Here is a 14,710-nt window from a genome sequence, read left to right as displayed (position 1 = left end):
TCACTTCTCCCGGCGGCGGAGGGCGGCGTACTGGGCGGCGGAGGCGAGGACGACGAGGGCGAAGAAGATGTAGCTGATCGCCGAGGCGTAACCGAGCCGGTAACCGGTGAATCCGACGTCGTAGACGTACTCGACCACCGGACGCGTGCTGCTGTCCGGGCCGCCCTTGGTCAGCAGGTACACCTGGTCGAAGACCTTCAGCGAGGCCAGGATCTGCAGCACCGTGACGACGGCGGTGATCCGGCGCAGCTGGGGCAGGGTGATCGACCACAGGCGCCGCCAGGCCCCGGCGCCGTCGATGGCGGCCGCCTCGTACAGATGGTCCGGGATGGACTGCAACGCGGCCAGGTACAGCAGGAAGTTGAAGCCGACGGTCCACCACAGGGTGGTCAGGACGATCGCCCACATGGCCACGGACCGGTCGCTGAGCCAGGCCACCTGGCCGAGGCCGAGTGCGTGCAGCAGGTGGTTGTAGAGGCCGAGGTCGGGCTGGTACAGCCACACCCACAGCAGGCTGACCACGCCCACGGGCAGCAGATACGGGGCGAAGAACGCCAGCCGCCACACCCACTGCCCGGGCAGGCCCGTGTGCACGAGCAGGGCCATGCCGAGGGCGACGAGGACGAGCGGCACGGTGGACAGGACGGTGAACCACACGGTGTGGCCCAGGGCCCGCCACATGTCCGCGTCCTTCAGGGCCTCGGTGAAGTTGTCGAGGCCGACGAAGGACGGGGCGTGCGCCGACAGGGAGGTGTCGGTGAGGCTCATCCACAGGCCCTGGGCCAGCGGCCAGAGCATGAAGACGGCGAACAGGACGAGGAAGGGGAGCGCGAAGAGCAGCCCGGGCGGGAGCAGCCGGCGCGCCGGCAGTGGGGCGTTGCGGGGTGAGGACATCGTCGTGCCTCCTGCGCGGATGGTCCGCAGCCGGTCAGGCCGGGCTGGGCTTGGAGAGGAAGGTGTTCAGGCGCCGCACCATGGCGCGGGCCGCGCGGTCGGGGGCGAGGCCGTCGAGGAGGGCCTGCTGGAGGACCTGGGACATGGCGTTCTGGAAGTCGGATCCGGCGCCGGCGAACCAGACGGCGGGGTCGAGCACGACATGGCTCGCCGCCTGTGCGTAGTGGGCCTGCGGTTCGAGGTTCCGGTACGCCTTCGTGCGGGTCACCGGGCGGTAGGCGGGGATGTGGCCGGCGGTGGCCCAGATCTGGCCGGCCTTGAGCAGGGCGGCGACCGCGCGGTGGGCGCGGCGGCGGTGCCCGGGATCGGGGTGCGGGTGGTGCGGCAGGACGAAGGAGTGCGAGTCGGCGTAGACGGCCGGGGTGCCGAACACGGTGGGGAACGGCGCCGCTCCCACGTTCTTGTCGGCGGCGCGGAAGGTGGCCAGCTCCCACTCGCCCGACAGGATCATGGCGGTCTGCCGGTTGGCGAACGCGGCGATGGCGGCGGCGTAGTCGAGCTGCCGGGGGTTGACACGGCCGTCGACCAGCTTGGCCATGAAGGCGATGACCTCGGCCATGCGGTCCTCGTCGACCTCGGCGGGGCCGCCCGCGGGGAGCCGGAAGGCGCCTCCGGTCTGCCGGTACAGGCCGTAGAACAGGCGCCAGCCCTGGGCGGTGTCGGTGACATAGCCGAAGGCGATGCCCTGTCTGCCCGACGCCCTGGCCAGTTCCCGGCCGGCGGCGAGGAACTTGTCGGGCGAGTCGAACGCCTCCGCGTCCAGGGTGCCGTCCTTCTTCAACAGGCCTGCCTTGGCGGCCGGTTCGGGGTGGAAGAAGACGATGAAGGGGTGGGTGTCCAGCGGCACCGCGTACGTCCTGCCCTCGAACTGGGTGCGGGACCACACCGCGTCGGCGAAGTCCTCGCGCCGGATGCCGTACTCGGCCAGGGTGTCGAGGTCCCAGGGGTCGAGCAGCCCCGTGGGCGCGTAACCGGCGAGGCGGGACATGTGCGCCACGGCGACGTCGGGACCCCGGCCGCCGGCGGAGGCCATGGCGAGCTTGGTGTAGTACGGGGTGCCCCACTCCAGGACGGTGCGCTGGATGCGCGTGCCCGGCATGTCGGGCCGGGCGGCGCGCACCATGTCGTTGAGCAGGCCGCCGTCGGCGCCGCTGAACAGGTCCCACAGGCGGACGGTGGAGTCGTCGGCGGCGAGCGCGGATCCGCAGCCGGAGAGCGCGCCGGCGCCGAGGACGGCTGCTGCGGAGGCGAGGGCCGCGGTCAGGGCGCGGCGCCTGGTCGGGCCGGGTGGACCGACGGGTGCGGGGATGCCGGTCATGGGGCTCCTTTCCCGGGGCGGTGGGGGCGGCGGACGTAGTGTGCGCCGGCCTCACCACCCTCACGGAACATACATCGATGTAAATCTCGGGCAGGGGTGTGCTGCCTCCGCTCACGCGGAAGGCGGCGATGTCAGGGCGTCGTCCTCTCGAAGGCCGCGGGGCGGGTCTGGGCGTCCCTCAGCCGGGCGGTGTCGACCTTCTCGGAACGGTCGAACCGGTAGACCCCGTTGCGCTCCTGGAAGACGTCGGTGAGCTGGGTGTAGCAGTAGCCGAACATGTCCGGGTCGTCGAGCAGCACGCCGGTGAGGCCGGTGAAACGCTCGACGAAGTCCTTTGCGCTGCGCGGTCGTTCGCCGTACCCCCAGGAGCTGCCGGGCTCGTTCCCGGCCGCCTCGGACGCCGCCTCCGGGTCCCACCAGATGCCGCCGAACTCGCTGCAGAAGTAAGGCTGTCCGCGGTAGGGCACCGACCACGGCCGGCCGTCCGGCGCCGCGTTGACGTACGGCCTTCCCTCGGCGAGACCGCTCATGGTCTTGGCGAGGACGGCCGGGTCCTGCTCGTAGCAGTGGGAGTCGTACACGTCGGTCTCGGCGACCCGGTGGGCGTATCCGGAGGCGTCGATCACCGGCCGGGTGGGGTCGGCCTGCTTGGTGGCCAGGAACATGGCCCGCGTGACGTCGTCGAGCTGGGTGATGCGGTCGTGCAGCGGCTGGTAGGTCTCGTTCAGCGGGCACCAGCCGACGATCGAGGGATGCGAGTGGTCGCGTGCCAGGGCCTCCAGCCACTGGGCGACGTACGAGGCGTCGGGGCGCTGGTTGTCGTCGCGGACGCCGACCTCGCAGCCCCAGTCGCCGAACTCGCCCCAGACCAGGTACCCGAGCCGGTCGGCGTGGTAGAGGTAGCGCTCCTCGAAGACCTTCTGGTGCAGGCGGGCGCCGTTGAAGCCGGCGGCGAGGCCGAGTTCGATGTCCCGGACCAGGTCGGCGTCGCTCGGCGCGGTCATCAGGCCGTCCGGGTAGTAGCCCTGGTCGAGGACGAGGCGCTGGAAGACGGGCCGCCCGTTCAGCAGCAGCCGCCTGCCGTCGACGGCGACCGAGCGCAGGCCGGCGTAGGAGCGGGCGCTGTCGACGACCGCGCCGTCGGCGTCGAGGAGGTCCAGGGTCACGTCGTACAGGTGCGGGTCCTGCGGGGACCAGGGGCGCACCCGGTCGGCGGGCAGCGGCAGGACGAGCCGGGGGCACAGGTCGAGATCGGCGCGGGTCTCGGCGCCGACGACCTCCCCCCGCTCGTCGGCGAGGGTGGCGCGGACGCGGTGGCCGGGCCGGTTGGCGGTCAGCGGGAGGTCCAGGAAGAAGGAGCCGGACGCCAGGTCCGGTGTGATGCGGGGCCGCTTGAGGGCGGCGGCGCGCGGGACCGCTTCCAGCCACACCGTCTGCCAGATCCCGGTGGTCCGGGTGTAGTGGCAGTGGGAGTTGGCGTACCAGGTGGACTGCTTGCCGCGCGCCTGCACGCCGTGCCTGCTGTCCCGGGCCCTGACGACGATGGTCACCTCCTGCCCCGCGGCGGCGACTTCGCCGAGGTCGGCGGTGAACGGGGTGAAGCCGCCGCGGTGCCGGGCGACCTCGGTGCCGTCGGCCCAGACCGTGGTGTCGTGGTCCACGGCGCCGAAGTGCAGCAGCACCCGGGCGTCGCCCCAGGCGGCGGGCACGGTCACGGTCCGCCGGTACCAGACCGCCTCCAGGAAGTCCGTCTCCCCGATCCCGGACAGCGTCGACTCCGGGCAGAACGGCACGAGGATCGTGCCGGTGAGTTCCCGGTCCGTCAGGCCTCGCTCCAGGCCGGTGTCCGACCGGTCGATCTCGAACTGCCACTCGCCGTTGAGATTGAGCCAGGCGTCGCGCACGAACTGCGGCCTGGGGTGTTCGGGACGCGGCACGTCCGGGGCGTGCGGGACAGGCATGGGGCTCCTCGCCTAGGCAGGTGCGGATCGGTGCGGGACACATGGCACCATGGGATTACATCGATGTAAACCCGTCGGGAGAAGATGACCGGGCCCGCAATCGATTCGTGACGGTCGGTACGATCACGGCAGGCGGAAGGATGGAGCAGCGTGGCGGCCAGACCGAGGATCAAGGACGTGGCGGAGTACGCCGGCGTCTCCCCCAAGACCGTCTCCAACGTGATCAACAACTTCGAGCACGTCTCGGAGCGGACCCGCGCCGCCGTCCAGGAGGCCATCGACGCCCTCGGCTACCGGGTCAACATCGCCGGGCGGCAGCTGCGCCAGGGCCGCACCGGCATGATCACCCTGGCGGTCCCGGAACTCGACGTCGCCTACTTCGCGGAGCTGGCCAAGCACGTCATGGCCGAGGCCGGCCGGCGCGGCCGTACGGTCCTGCTGCACCAGACCGGAGCGGCACGCGACCGGGAACTCGCGGCACTGCACGGCTTCGACGCGCAGTTCTCCGACGGCGTCATCCTCAGCCCGCTCTCCCTGCTCCCCCGCGACCTCGCCACCCGGGACCGGCGGCTGCCCGTCGTGCTGCTCGGGGAGCGCTCGGCCAAGGGCGGCACCGACCACGTCGGCATCGACAACGTCCTGGCGGCCCGCGAGGCGACCGAGCACCTGCTGGCGCGGGGACGCAGGCGCATCGCCGTCATCGGCGGCGCGCTGCGCGGCCCGCAGGGCACCGACCGGCTGCGCACCGAGGGCTACCGGGAGGCCCTGAAGGCGGCCGGACTGCCCTTCGACGCCGGGCTGGTGGTGCCGGTGGAGGCGTTCCACTGGCAGGACGGTCTGCGCGCCGCCGGCGCACTCATGGCACGGGAGCAGCGGCCGGACGCGTTGCTGTGCCTGAACGACCATCTCGCGCTGGGCGCCCTGCGCGCCCTGCACGAGCACGGCTGTTCGGTGCCGGGAGACCTCGACGTGGTCGGCTTCGACGACATCGAGGCCTCCCGGTTCAGCGTGCCCAGCCTCACCACGGTCGCCCCCGACAAACGGGAGATCGCCCGGGTCGCCGTGTCGCTGCTGCTGGAGCGGATCGACGACCCGGACACCGCTGCCGTGCGCGACCATGTGGCCGGGCACCGGGTCATCGTGCGGGAGAGCACGGGAGGTTGAGCGGCGGCGGCGCGCTCAGCCCTCGGCGGGACGGTACGGGCCGGGCACGAAGACCAGGGCGTCGCCCACGGCGCGTTCGGCGGGCCCGCTGGGGTGGTTCACCAGGACGCCCTCGACGGACAGGGTGGTGGAGCCGCCGCCGTCCAGGTTGACCGCGTCGGTCAGGCCCAGCGCGTCGGCGACCGCCGCCGTCTCGGCCATCGTCGTGCCGACGCTGGTCGTCATGCGTCCGTCGACGGTCGCCAGGACGATCCTGCCGTCCCGGGTGGTGCCGGCGATGGTGCGCGGGTTGCGGTCGAAGAAGCTGCCCGAGCCCGCCGGCACCACGATCCGGCCGTGCGCGGTGAGCCGGTAGCGGCCGTTGACGCCGAACAGACCCGGGTGGACGGGAACGCGCCGGCCCTGCTCGTCGGTCAGCACGGAGTCGGTGCGCAGGCAGCCGCCGTCCACGGTGCGCAGCAGGGCCGCCGCGCCGGCGCCCGTGGCCTGGACCGAGGTCTGGCCGGCGGCCAGCTGTGTGCCGCGCGTGCGCTGCGTGCGGACGACGCACCCGTGCCGGTCGAGGACCGCCTCGACGCCCGCGCCGGAGGGCGTGGAGGCGGCGAACTCGGGGGTGAAGCGCACGACGTCACCGGCGGCGGTGCACTGGGTGGGATCCGTCAGACCGGCGCAGGCCGCCGGGACGACGGGCGGATGGTTGATGTACGTCAGCGGCAGCGTGGCGCCGGTCCGCCGGTTGTGCAGGCTGCCCGACCAGCTCAGCCTGCCCATGACGGCGCGGTTGCCGGGCGCGTCCAGGACGAAGTCGGCCTCCGCGGTGTCACCGGTGGGCTCGCTGAGCAGCCGCCCGTCGTAGAGACCGAGCCCCACGGGGTCACCGGGAGAGTCCTGGCTGGCGGTGAAGGTGAAGAAGGAGCCGTTGACGCCGGCCAGGGCGCCGGAGGACCGGACGAGGTCCGTCGTCTTCTCGGTGCGGGCCAGGTCGGGGCCGTACGTCGCCCGCAGGTGGCCGCGCGCCGTGCGCGGGTCGATGGTCAGGACGTCGACCGTCCAGGGGCCGCGCGTGGTGGTGTTGATCTGGTCGGCCGGGGCGGGCTCGGTCCCGCGGACGATACGGGTGAGGGTCACGCCCTCGGCGAGCGTCTGCGTCGTGCGGGTCTCCGTCAGGCCGGGGTCGCCGAGCGGGAGGGCCGGCTCGGCCGCGGCGGCCCGGCCGGCGGGCGGCGCGAGCAGCAGCAGTAGGGCGGCCGCCGCGAGCGCGGCCACGCGTACGGGCCCGGGTCTGTGCGAGGTGGATGCCATGCCGTGAGGGTGCTCGGTGTGGCGGACGATTACCCGTGCGGCGGTTGATGTGCCGGTCCCGGTTGGGTGAACGACCGGTGATGCGGGGTGGGTTGGGAGAGCGGGAGGGAACGGCATAGCGCCGGAGCCGTCGGGGCAGTGCGGCCTGCCGCACGGAGAGCACCCCGCACGGCACCGGAGCACGCGGATCCCGGCCCGGTCGGCCCCGGCAGCCCGTGCGGCGCCCACGCAACCGGCGGCCGGCGCCGCGGTGTCGACTCGCGGACGCCGACGGGGAGCCCCGCCGGGCCGTCCTCGCCCGGCAGAACTCCCCGTCAGTCACCCGTCCGTTTCCGCTAGTTGCGGCGTCCCGCGGGATCGTGGGCGGCCGGGTAGTCGCCGCTGACCGCATCCGGGGCGGACCCGCCGGACCCGGCGTCCGTCACCTCGGCGCGGTCCCCGTGCCCGGGCCACCACGCGGCGTGGCCGATCAGCGCGGTGAGGCTCGGGGTGAAGAACATCGCCATGACGAAGGCGGCGACGGCGATGCCGAAGGAGACCGCGAAACCCATCTCCGTGAGCAGCGAGTTGCCCGCCAGCATCATCGTGGCGAAGGTCGCCGCCAGGATGAAGCCGGCCGCGGCAACGGTCGGCCCGGCGTGCCGCAGTGCCATGCCGGCCGCCTCGCGCGGCTCGCGGCCCTCGCGGGCCTCCTCCCGGAGCCGGGCGATCATGAGGATGTTGTAGTCGGTGCCGATGGCGACGACGAACAGATACATGATCACCGGGAGCATGAACATCAGCCCCGAGTGGCCCTCGCCCTTCTGGAAGATCCACACAGTGGCACCGAGGGTGGCGCCGAACCCGAGGCCCACCGAGGCCATCAGGTACCAGGGGGCGACCACGCTGCGCAGCAGCAGGCCCAGAATGATCATGATGAGGACGGCGGCCACCGGGAAGACCGTCTTGTAGTCGTGGTTCACCGCGGTGTTGATGTCCTTGTAGATCGAGGACATGCCGCCGACGAGCGCCTTGGTGCCGTCCGGCGCGTTGGCGTGGGCGACGTCGCGCACCTTGCCCACCGCGTCGATGGCCTTGTCCGTCGACGCCTCGTACTTGAGGGTGACGGTGAAGTCCGCGGTGGTGCCGTCCTTGTTGAGCTGTGTCATCCGGGCGCTGGCGACGCCGTCCACGGCCCCGAGCTTCTGCGCGTAGACGGCGAAGCCCGACTTGTCCAGCGGCTTGCCGTCGCTGCTGGAGAGGTAGACGTCGGTGGGCGCCGCGGCACCGGCCGAGTACGCCTTCTGCATCTGGTCCTGGACGACCATGGACTCCTTGGTCTTCGGCATGGAGCCCGAGGCCAGGTCGAACGTGGCGTGGTAGCCGAAGATGCCGACCGACAGCGCGAGCAGGACGAGACCGGACAGCCCGGCGGTCAGTGCGGGGCGGCGCTGCACCCCGCGGCCCAGGGCGGCGAAGCGGGCGTTCTCCGGTTCCTTCTGCCAGGACTTCGACGGCCAGAAGACCTTCGGCCCGATCAGCGACACCACGGCCGGGATCAGGGTCAGACCCGCGACGAGGGTCGCGCCCACCGCGATGGCGAGCGCCGGGCCCATCTGCTTGAGGAAGCCGAGGGTGGACAGCACCAGCGCGAGGAAGGCGATGATGACGGCCCCGGCCGCGGAGGCGATGGCCTCGCCCACCCGGCCGACCGCGTTGATCATGGCCTCCTTGGACTCGTCACCGGCGCGCAGCCGTTCGCGGTAGCGGAACATCAGGAACAGGAAGTAGTCGGTGCCCACGCCGAAGAGGACGACGATGAGGATCGACGAGATGGAGCTGTTCGCCTGGAGGTCGAACAGCTTGGTGGCGTAGGCGATCAGGCCGTTGGCGACGGCCGAGACCAGGCCGATCAGCACCAGGGGCAGGACGGCCAGGATCGGCGCCCGGAAGATGATCAGCAGGGTCACCAGGATGATCGCGAAGGTGCCGAAGCCGATCAGCGCCTGGCCTCGCTTGGACGAGTCCTGCTGGTCGAGGGCCTGGGCGGCGGAGCCGCCGAGCTTGACGTCGAGATGTGTGCCCTTGGCCAGCTGCTTGACGTCGTCGCGCAACACCTTGGCCGCGTCGGCCTGTTTGGGCTGACCGGCGTTCTTGCTGTCCATCTGCACCAGGGTGAGGGCGTACCTGCCGTCCTTGGACGGCGGGCCGGGGACGACCTTCTGCACCTGGTCGATGTGCTTGCCGCCCAGCTCGGTGGTGATCCGGGCGACGTCCTTCTTGTCGGCGGCGGTCAGCCTGCCGCCGTCCGTGCGCTGGTACAGCGCGATCGCGGACGGCGTGAAGGCGCTGGGGAACGCCTTCTGCTGGAGATCCGCCGCTTTGATGGACTCGTAACTTTTCGGCAGGAAACTGCTCTCGTCGCTGTTCGAGGGCAGACTCGGCGCGGTGGCGACGATCGCCACCGCGGCGATCAGCCATGCCACGATCGTCCACACGGGATGTCGGACGACGGTGCTGCCAATTCGTCGGAACATGCGGAAGGTCCTCCTGGGCAGGAAGATCACCGCAGCCCGGGGAGCGGTCCCTGGCATCGGCGACCCAGAACGGCACGTACGTGACGGACCGGTTGGATGGTTGTCTTGTGGGCCACATGGTAGTGACCCGGCGCGAAGATCATCTCATCAGGTGGTCCGGGGTTCGAGTGAGTTTCAAGCCCACGGCGGACGGGGGCGTACAGAGGAACGCGTGAACTCCCCTGGAAGAGGGCGGTTTCCGGCGCGGGAGACGGCGGAGCGGACGGCGCCCGCTCAGCCGAGGACGAACGGCAGCCGGCCGGCCACGTCGCCCAGCGCGGCACTTTCGGCGTCGCTCGGCGCGCGGCGTCCGGTGCCCACCAGCAGCGCGTCCGTGTCGGAGAAGGAGCCGGGGAACGCGGTCCCGGTGATCTCCTCCAGCAAGGCGCGCGCTGCCGCGAGGGTTTCGGCGGGCGGCCCGGCGACCGGCCCCGTCGGCAGATGGGCGATCAGGTCGAGGTAGTGCAGGGTCCACTCCAGCACGTACGCGGTCAGATAGTCACCGACGGTCAGGACGTCGTCGCGGGTGCGGACGCGGGCGGCCGGGTCGGCGAGTGCGGCGGCGCGGCCCGCGGCCGAACCGACGTCGTCCAGGTGGAACTTGAGCAGGCGGGGCTCGCCGTAGGCGGCGGCCAGCCGGGGTATCAGGGCGTCGAGGGGGTCGTCCCCGGTCGGCGGATCGACGAGCCTCCAGTAGGTGGCCGCGTCCACGGTCGGTTCGGTGCCGGCCGGCGTCACCAGGGTGATCAGGACGTCCTGGGCGTCGATGACCAGGTGGCACACCAGGTCCCGCACCAGCCAGCCGGCACAGCCGGACGGCCGCTCGAAGTCCTCGTCCGGGAGTTCCGCGACCGCGGTGCGCAGTGCCGTCCAGGAGTGTGCGAAGAGGTCCACCGGCGGCACGCTAGTGCGGCCCGGTCCGGCGGACAATCGCATTCGGGCCTTCCCGGCCCGGCTCCCCCGGCCGGCTCAACCGCGCCGACGGCGAGAGCCGGTAGGAGGCGGCGAGGTCGCGCACCTCCACCGAGAGGAACACCCGCTCCCGGTCACCGTCGCCGGCGGGCAGATGCTTGCCGAGCAGGGCGAGCACGCTCTCGGACAGGCGCGCCTTGCGCGCCTCGGAACGGCCGGGCATGAGGCCGACTTCCACGTGGACGAAGAAGGCCTGGGTGCCCGGTGCGTCCCCGACGTACGTCTCGGCCGGCCGCAGCAGTGTCTTGCACACCCCGGAGGTGCCCGACTCCTCCACCACGAGCGGGTGCAGTTCCGCCACGAAGGCGCGGGCGTCGAACGCTCCGGCCAGCCGGGAGGAGTAGTCGATGGTGAGGTGCGGCATGGGAGGGCGGCCTTTCACGGTTCCCCGTAGTTACTTCGGGCAACTATTTTCCCTCATGCCGCGAGGCGCCGTACGGCGGGTCCGGTTCAGCGGGCGGTGTCCATGCGCTGGGTGCCGAGCACCGCCAGCAGTCGCAGCGCCTGATCGGACGGCGTGCCGGGGACGGCGGTGTAGATCACGACCTGCTGGTCCCGGCCGGTGATGTCGAGGGCGTCGCAGTCGACGGTGACCGGCCCGACCAGGGGGTGCCGGAAGGTCTTGCGGTGCGCGGGCTGCGCGTCCACGTCATGGGAGTCCCACAGCCGGGCGAACTCCTCGCTGTTGGAGCGCAGTTCACGGACCAGACCGGCCACTTCCGGGTCGTCGGGGTAGCGGGCGGCGGCCGTGCGCAGGCGGTGCACCGCGTGCCGGGAGAACGCCGCCACGTCGGACACGCCGTACAGCCGCCGCTCGCCGGGGCGCGGGCCGAGGAAGGCGCGGCGCGCGAGGTTGCGGTCACGGCGGGAGAGGGCCGAGAAGTCCTCCATCAGGGCGGCGGCCAGCTCGTTCCAGGCGAGCACCTCCAGGGTGGCCGAGGTGACGAAGGCGGCGGACTGCGGCAGCCGGTGCACCAGGTCGAGGATGCTCTGCCGCACCTCGCGGCAGGGTCCGGGCGCCGGGGCCGGCGGGGTCCCGGCGAGCAGGTGCAGGTGCTCGCGCTCGGCGTCCGTGAGCCGCAGGGCGCGGGCCAGCCCGGCCAGCACCTCGCGGGACGGGCGCGGGCCGCGGGCCTGCTCGAGCCGGGTGTAGTACTCGGTGGAGATGAACGCCAGCTGCGCCACCTCCTCGCGCCGCAGGCCCGGTGTGCGGCGGCGCGGCCCCGCGGCCATGCCCACGTCGGCGGGGCTGATCCGCTCGCGCCTGCTGCGCAGGAAGCCCGCCAGTTCTGCTCGGTCCACGCCTCCAGTGTGCGCGGTGGCCGGGCCTGCGATCCAGGTACTGGCGGTGCCTGGATGACTCCCGCCGGTGGACGCAGGCTCGCTGCCATGGACGACACACCGAGCAAGGACACGTCCGGGCGGGGACTGCTGGCCGGCAAGGCCGCCTTCGTCTCCGGCGCCGGGCGCGGCATCGGCGCCGCCGCCGCGCGGCTGTTCGCCCGGGAAGGCGCCCGGGTCCTGCTGGCGGCCCGCACGGAGGAGCAGCTGAAGGCGGTCACGGAGCAGGTGCGGGCCGCGGGCGGCACCGCGGACTACGTGGTGTGCGATCTGGCCGACACCGCGAGTGTGCGGGCCGCCGTGGACCGTACCGTGGACCTCTACGGCCGCCTCGACGTCGCCTTCAACAACGGGGCGGCCATCCAGTCGCCCGGTCCCATGGACGAGTTGCCGGAGGCCGACTTCGACCGCCTGTACACGGTGAACCTCAAGAGCGTCTGGCTGGCCATGGTCGCCGAGGTCGCCGCCATCCGCGCCACCGCCGGGACCGGCGCCATCGTGAACAACTCCTCCATCGGCAGCCTGCGGGGCAACCCCGAACTCCCGGCGTACGGCGCGATGAAGCGGGCGGTGAACAGCCTGACCGAGTCGGCCGCCGTGACCTACGGCCCCGAGGGCATCCGCGTCAACGCGATCGCGCCCGGCAACACGCTGACCGAGATGATCCGGGCCTGGGAGGCGGAGTCCCCCGGGCTGCAGGACCGGCTCACGGCGCTGACCCCGCTGCGCCGCGGGGCCGCGCCGGAGGAGATCGCCGAGGCCGCCGCCTGGCTGCTCAGCGACCGTGCCTCCTTCGTGACCGGGACGGTGCTGCGGGTCGACGGCGGCGCGCGCGCCTGAGCACGCCGGGCGCGGGCGTCAGCCGAGGCCGAGCACGCTCATGGTGCGCTCCGCCATGCGCTGCTCGCCGAGCGCGTTGGGGTGGACCGGGACGAGGTTCTGCCCGAACAGCAGCGGTTCGATCCACCGGGTGCCGGCGGCCTGGCACGCGTCGTGACCCTCCGACGCCTGGGAGAAGTCCACGAACGTGGCGCCGGTCTCCTCCGCGGCGCGCTGCACGACCGCGTTGAGATGGGCCTGGAGGGCGTGCACGTACGGCACGTCGCCGGAGGCGATCGGCAGCTTGGCGAAGCAGGACGGATCCGCCTCGGCGGGTGTGATCCAGGGGTAACCGAGCACGGCGACCCGGGCATTGGGGGCCTTGGCGCGCACGGCGCGCAGCGCGTTCTTCAGCGCGGGGTAGGTCTTGGCGTCGATGGTGTCGTCGAAGGAGGAGCCGTAGAGGTCCTTGCAGGGGCTGCCCTGACCCGCGCTGAGCAGGCCCGCGCTGCCGCAGGCCAGCATGGCGCCGATGAAGGTGTTGTTGTCGTTGCCGCCGATCGTCAGGGTGATCAGGTCGGTGTCCGCGCCGACCGCGTCCGCCTGCGGGGCGACCCCGGGGTACTGCGACGAGGTGAAGTCCTTGGTCTGGGCGGCGCCGCAGGTGACGTCCGTCAGCCGGGCGCCGGTGCGGGCGGCCAGCACGTGCGGGTAGTTCGCCGTGGAGCGCAGACAGATCAGGTTGCTCGTGTCAATGGGCACGACGCCGGAGCCGGCGCTGTAACTGTCGCCGAGGGCGACGTAGTTCAGGGTGGTGGAGGCCTGGGCGGGGGCGGCGGTGAGACCGAGGACCAGCGCGCCGGCGAGCGCGGTCGTCGCGGCCATGACACGGCGCAGGGCGGACTTGGGCATGGGCGTGGGGCTCTCTCTTCTCGGGACGGGGACACCGGGGGCGGGCACGGGGATGCCCGCACGGGCCCGGTGCGTGAGAACGCGGCGGCTCAGAGCGTGCGGCGGTGCCGGCCGTCGGGGCGCGGGCGTGGGGCACCCACCACAACGGCCGTGACGTGCTGTTTCGCGGGGTTACCGCTGGTCCTACCGATAAGTAATGTGCGGGCGCCGCAGCGCGCAGTCAACGCTGTTGACAGAGATTCTTAGAACCTCGTCCGTCACTGTGACCCACATCACTGAGCAAATACGGGCAAAAGCCGCTAATTCCCCCATGTGGGGGAACGCGTCGTGACACAAGGACACTACGGACATGCAGAGGAGGCGGCCGAGATGTCGTATCCGCAGCACTCCACCGGGATGTCCGGGCACCCCGAGATCGCCGAGATGCGGGAACGGCTCGAGCGTACGGCGTCCAGCAGCCAGGCGATCATGGTCGAGGGCCTGATCCTCCTGGCCGGTGTGTACGCCGCCATCTCGCCCTGGGTCGTGCACTTCGCGGCGACCAACCCGAACATCACCGTGAACAACCTGATCGTCGGCATCACCGTGGGCCTCATCGGCCTGGGTCTGGCCCTGGCCCCGGAGCGGATGTTCCGCCTGGCCTGGGTGGTCGCGCCGTTCGGCGTGTGGCTGCTGATCTCCCCCTGGGTGGTGACGGCCACCCACGGCGCACGCGCCGGCATCATCTGGAACAACTGCTGGCTGGGCGCCATCACCTTCCTGCTGGGCTGTGCGGCCATGGGGCTGACCGTGGGTCTCGCCCGCCGCGCCCCGCGGTGACCATCTGAAACCGACCGCGTGCCGCGGCGGCGGACACCGCCGCGCGGCACGCCCGGCCCGGCCCCGAGGCCGCCGGGGGCCGGCCGCAGCGACCGAGGGGGTGGCAGCGTTGAAGAGGCCTCGGAGCACGCGGGTGCGCGGCTGGCGGTGGCGCCGGAACCCGCTGCGGCGGCGCAGCGATGTCGTCGACGCCTGGCTGCTGCTCGCCGCCTGGACCGTCGCCCTGGTGTCGGGCCTCGTCGTGGGGCTGCTGACCGCGGACGCCGTGGGCCACATGACGCCGCGGCCGGCCCCGTCCCGCCCCGCCGCCACGGCGCTGGTGGACCCCGAGAGCGCCCAGTCCCCGAGCCCGCGGGGCGCAGGCGACGCGCCGCAGCCCCGGCATCCCGCCACCGGGCAGTCGCCGGGCGGGAGGGCCGTCGCCGCCCTGATGGCGGCGGCGGCGACCGGCGGCCTGGTGTGGGCGGGGACCCGGGCGGTGCGCAGCCGGATCGACGAGCGGCGCATGGAGCAGTGGGCCGCGGCGTGGGAACGGTTCGACGCGCACCGGGGCCCCAGGACGGGCTGAGCCCGGACCGGGGGCGGGCTCGGCC

13 protein-coding genes are annotated in these 14,710 nt (G+C 72.5%); 4 read left to right on the top strand and 9 right to left on the bottom strand.

Going from position 1 to position 14,710, the window contains the following annotated elements:
* The 3 genes from ACGFZN_RS16550 to ACGFZN_RS16540 all read right to left on the bottom strand — a co-directional run bounded on the left by ACGFZN_RS16550 (position 1) and on the right by ACGFZN_RS16540 (position 4,233).
* Positions 1 to 894, bottom strand: coding sequence for a carbohydrate ABC transporter permease (locus ACGFZN_RS16550; RefSeq protein WP_393859162.1), 894 nt, complete (start codon positions 892 to 894; stop codon positions 1 to 3).
* Between the two features lie 34 nt (positions 895 to 928).
* Positions 929 to 2,272, bottom strand: coding sequence for an ABC transporter substrate-binding protein (locus tag ACGFZN_RS16545; protein WP_393859161.1), 1,344 nt, complete (start codon positions 2,270 to 2,272; stop codon positions 929 to 931).
* A gap of 131 nt (positions 2,273 to 2,403) precedes the next feature.
* Positions 2,404 to 4,233: a glycoside hydrolase family 2 protein gene (locus ACGFZN_RS16540; RefSeq protein WP_393859160.1), complete on the bottom strand. Its 1,830-nt coding sequence runs from the start codon at positions 4,231 to 4,233 to the stop codon at positions 2,404 to 2,406.
* Positions 4,234 to 4,383: 150 nt separating this feature from the next.
* Here ACGFZN_RS16540 and ACGFZN_RS16535 point away from each other — a divergent pair, with 150 nt between their 5' ends.
* The gene (locus ACGFZN_RS16535) at positions 4,384 to 5,397 is read left to right on the top strand and encodes a LacI family DNA-binding transcriptional regulator (protein WP_393859159.1); all 1,014 of its coding nucleotides are present in this window, start codon (positions 4,384 to 4,386) and stop codon (positions 5,395 to 5,397) included.
* A gap of 15 nt (positions 5,398 to 5,412) precedes the next feature.
* Here ACGFZN_RS16535 and ACGFZN_RS16530 read toward each other — a convergent pair whose 3' ends face one another.
* The 5 genes from ACGFZN_RS16530 to ACGFZN_RS16510 all read right to left on the bottom strand — a co-directional run bounded on the left by ACGFZN_RS16530 (position 5,413) and on the right by ACGFZN_RS16510 (position 11,528).
* The gene (locus ACGFZN_RS16530; protein WP_393859158.1) at positions 5,413 to 6,699 is read right to left on the bottom strand and encodes a phosphodiester glycosidase family protein; all 1,287 of its coding nucleotides are present in this window, start codon (positions 6,697 to 6,699) and stop codon (positions 5,413 to 5,415) included.
* A 335-nt stretch (positions 6,700 to 7,034) separates the two neighbouring features.
* Positions 7,035 to 9,215, bottom strand: a complete 2,181-nt coding sequence (locus ACGFZN_RS16525) for an MMPL family transporter (protein WP_393859157.1) — start codon at positions 9,213 to 9,215, stop codon at positions 7,035 to 7,037.
* A gap of 273 nt (positions 9,216 to 9,488) precedes the next feature.
* On the bottom strand, positions 9,489 to 10,148 hold the full coding sequence (locus ACGFZN_RS16520) for a maleylpyruvate isomerase N-terminal domain-containing protein (RefSeq protein ID WP_393859156.1): 660 nt from the start codon (positions 10,146 to 10,148) through the stop codon (positions 9,489 to 9,491).
* A 10-nt stretch (positions 10,149 to 10,158) separates the two neighbouring features.
* Positions 10,159 to 10,590: a 5-carboxymethyl-2-hydroxymuconate Delta-isomerase gene (locus ACGFZN_RS16515; RefSeq protein ID WP_393859155.1), complete on the bottom strand. Its 432-nt coding sequence runs from the start codon at positions 10,588 to 10,590 to the stop codon at positions 10,159 to 10,161.
* An 86-nt stretch (positions 10,591 to 10,676) separates the two neighbouring features.
* Positions 10,677 to 11,528 (bottom strand): helix-turn-helix transcriptional regulator, encoded by an 852-nt coding sequence (locus ACGFZN_RS16510; protein ID WP_393859154.1) that lies wholly within the window; start codon positions 11,526 to 11,528, stop codon positions 10,677 to 10,679.
* Between the two features lie 87 nt (positions 11,529 to 11,615).
* On the opposite strand from ACGFZN_RS16510, the gene ACGFZN_RS16505 reads away from it, so the two are divergent.
* Complete coding sequence (locus tag ACGFZN_RS16505; protein ID WP_393859153.1) at positions 11,616 to 12,407, top strand: SDR family NAD(P)-dependent oxidoreductase; 792 nt, start codon at positions 11,616 to 11,618, stop codon at positions 12,405 to 12,407.
* Between the two features lie 18 nt (positions 12,408 to 12,425).
* Here the strand turns inward: ACGFZN_RS16505 and ACGFZN_RS16500 are convergent, their stop codons facing one another.
* Positions 12,426 to 13,298, bottom strand: coding sequence for an SGNH/GDSL hydrolase family protein (locus ACGFZN_RS16500; protein WP_393859152.1), 873 nt, complete (start codon positions 13,296 to 13,298; stop codon positions 12,426 to 12,428).
* Between the two features lie 369 nt (positions 13,299 to 13,667).
* Here ACGFZN_RS16500 and ACGFZN_RS16495 point away from each other — a divergent pair, with 369 nt between their 5' ends.
* The gene (locus tag ACGFZN_RS16495; RefSeq protein WP_393859151.1) at positions 13,668 to 14,117 is read left to right on the top strand and encodes an SPW repeat protein; all 450 of its coding nucleotides are present in this window, start codon (positions 13,668 to 13,670) and stop codon (positions 14,115 to 14,117) included.
* Positions 14,118 to 14,226: 109 nt separating this feature from the next.
* Entirely contained in the window at positions 14,227 to 14,685 is a 459-nt protein-coding gene (locus ACGFZN_RS16490) for a hypothetical protein (RefSeq protein ID WP_393859150.1), read from the top strand.
* Positions 14,686 to 14,710: the final 25 nt, after the last annotated feature.

The sequence above is a fragment of the Streptomyces sp. NPDC048192 genome (assembly GCF_043202415.1).
Taxonomy (GTDB): Bacteria; Actinomycetota; Actinomycetes; order Streptomycetales; family Streptomycetaceae; genus Streptomyces.
Note: the sequence above shows the minus strand (reverse complement) of the source record. Positions and strands in the feature narration are given on the sequence as shown.

Excerpts from the sequence above, each read along its gene's own strand:
- ACGFZN_RS16525 (WP_393859157.1), bottom strand. The coding sequence starts at position 9,215 with ATGTTCCGACGAATTGGCAGCACCGTCGTCCGACATCCCGTGTGGACG.
- ACGFZN_RS16550 (WP_393859162.1), bottom strand. The coding sequence starts at position 894 with ATGTCCTCACCCCGCAACGCCCCACTGCCGGCGCGCCGGCTGCTCCCG.
- ACGFZN_RS16545 (WP_393859161.1), bottom strand. The coding sequence starts at position 2,272 with ATGACCGGCATCCCCGCACCCGTCGGTCCACCCGGCCCGACCAGGCGC.
- ACGFZN_RS16495 (WP_393859151.1), top strand. The coding sequence starts at position 13,668 with ATGTCGTATCCGCAGCACTCCACCGGGATGTCCGGGCACCCCGAGATC.
- ACGFZN_RS16500 (WP_393859152.1), bottom strand. The coding sequence starts at position 13,298 with ATGCCCAAGTCCGCCCTGCGCCGTGTCATGGCCGCGACGACCGCGCTC.
- ACGFZN_RS16515 (WP_393859155.1), bottom strand. The coding sequence starts at position 10,590 with ATGCCGCACCTCACCATCGACTACTCCTCCCGGCTGGCCGGAGCGTTC.
- ACGFZN_RS16530 (WP_393859158.1), bottom strand. The coding sequence starts at position 6,699 with ATGGCATCCACCTCGCACAGACCCGGGCCCGTACGCGTGGCCGCGCTC.
- ACGFZN_RS16540 (WP_393859160.1), bottom strand. The coding sequence starts at position 4,233 with ATGCCTGTCCCGCACGCCCCGGACGTGCCGCGTCCCGAACACCCCAGG.
- ACGFZN_RS16505 (WP_393859153.1), top strand. The coding sequence starts at position 11,616 with ATGGACGACACACCGAGCAAGGACACGTCCGGGCGGGGACTGCTGGCC.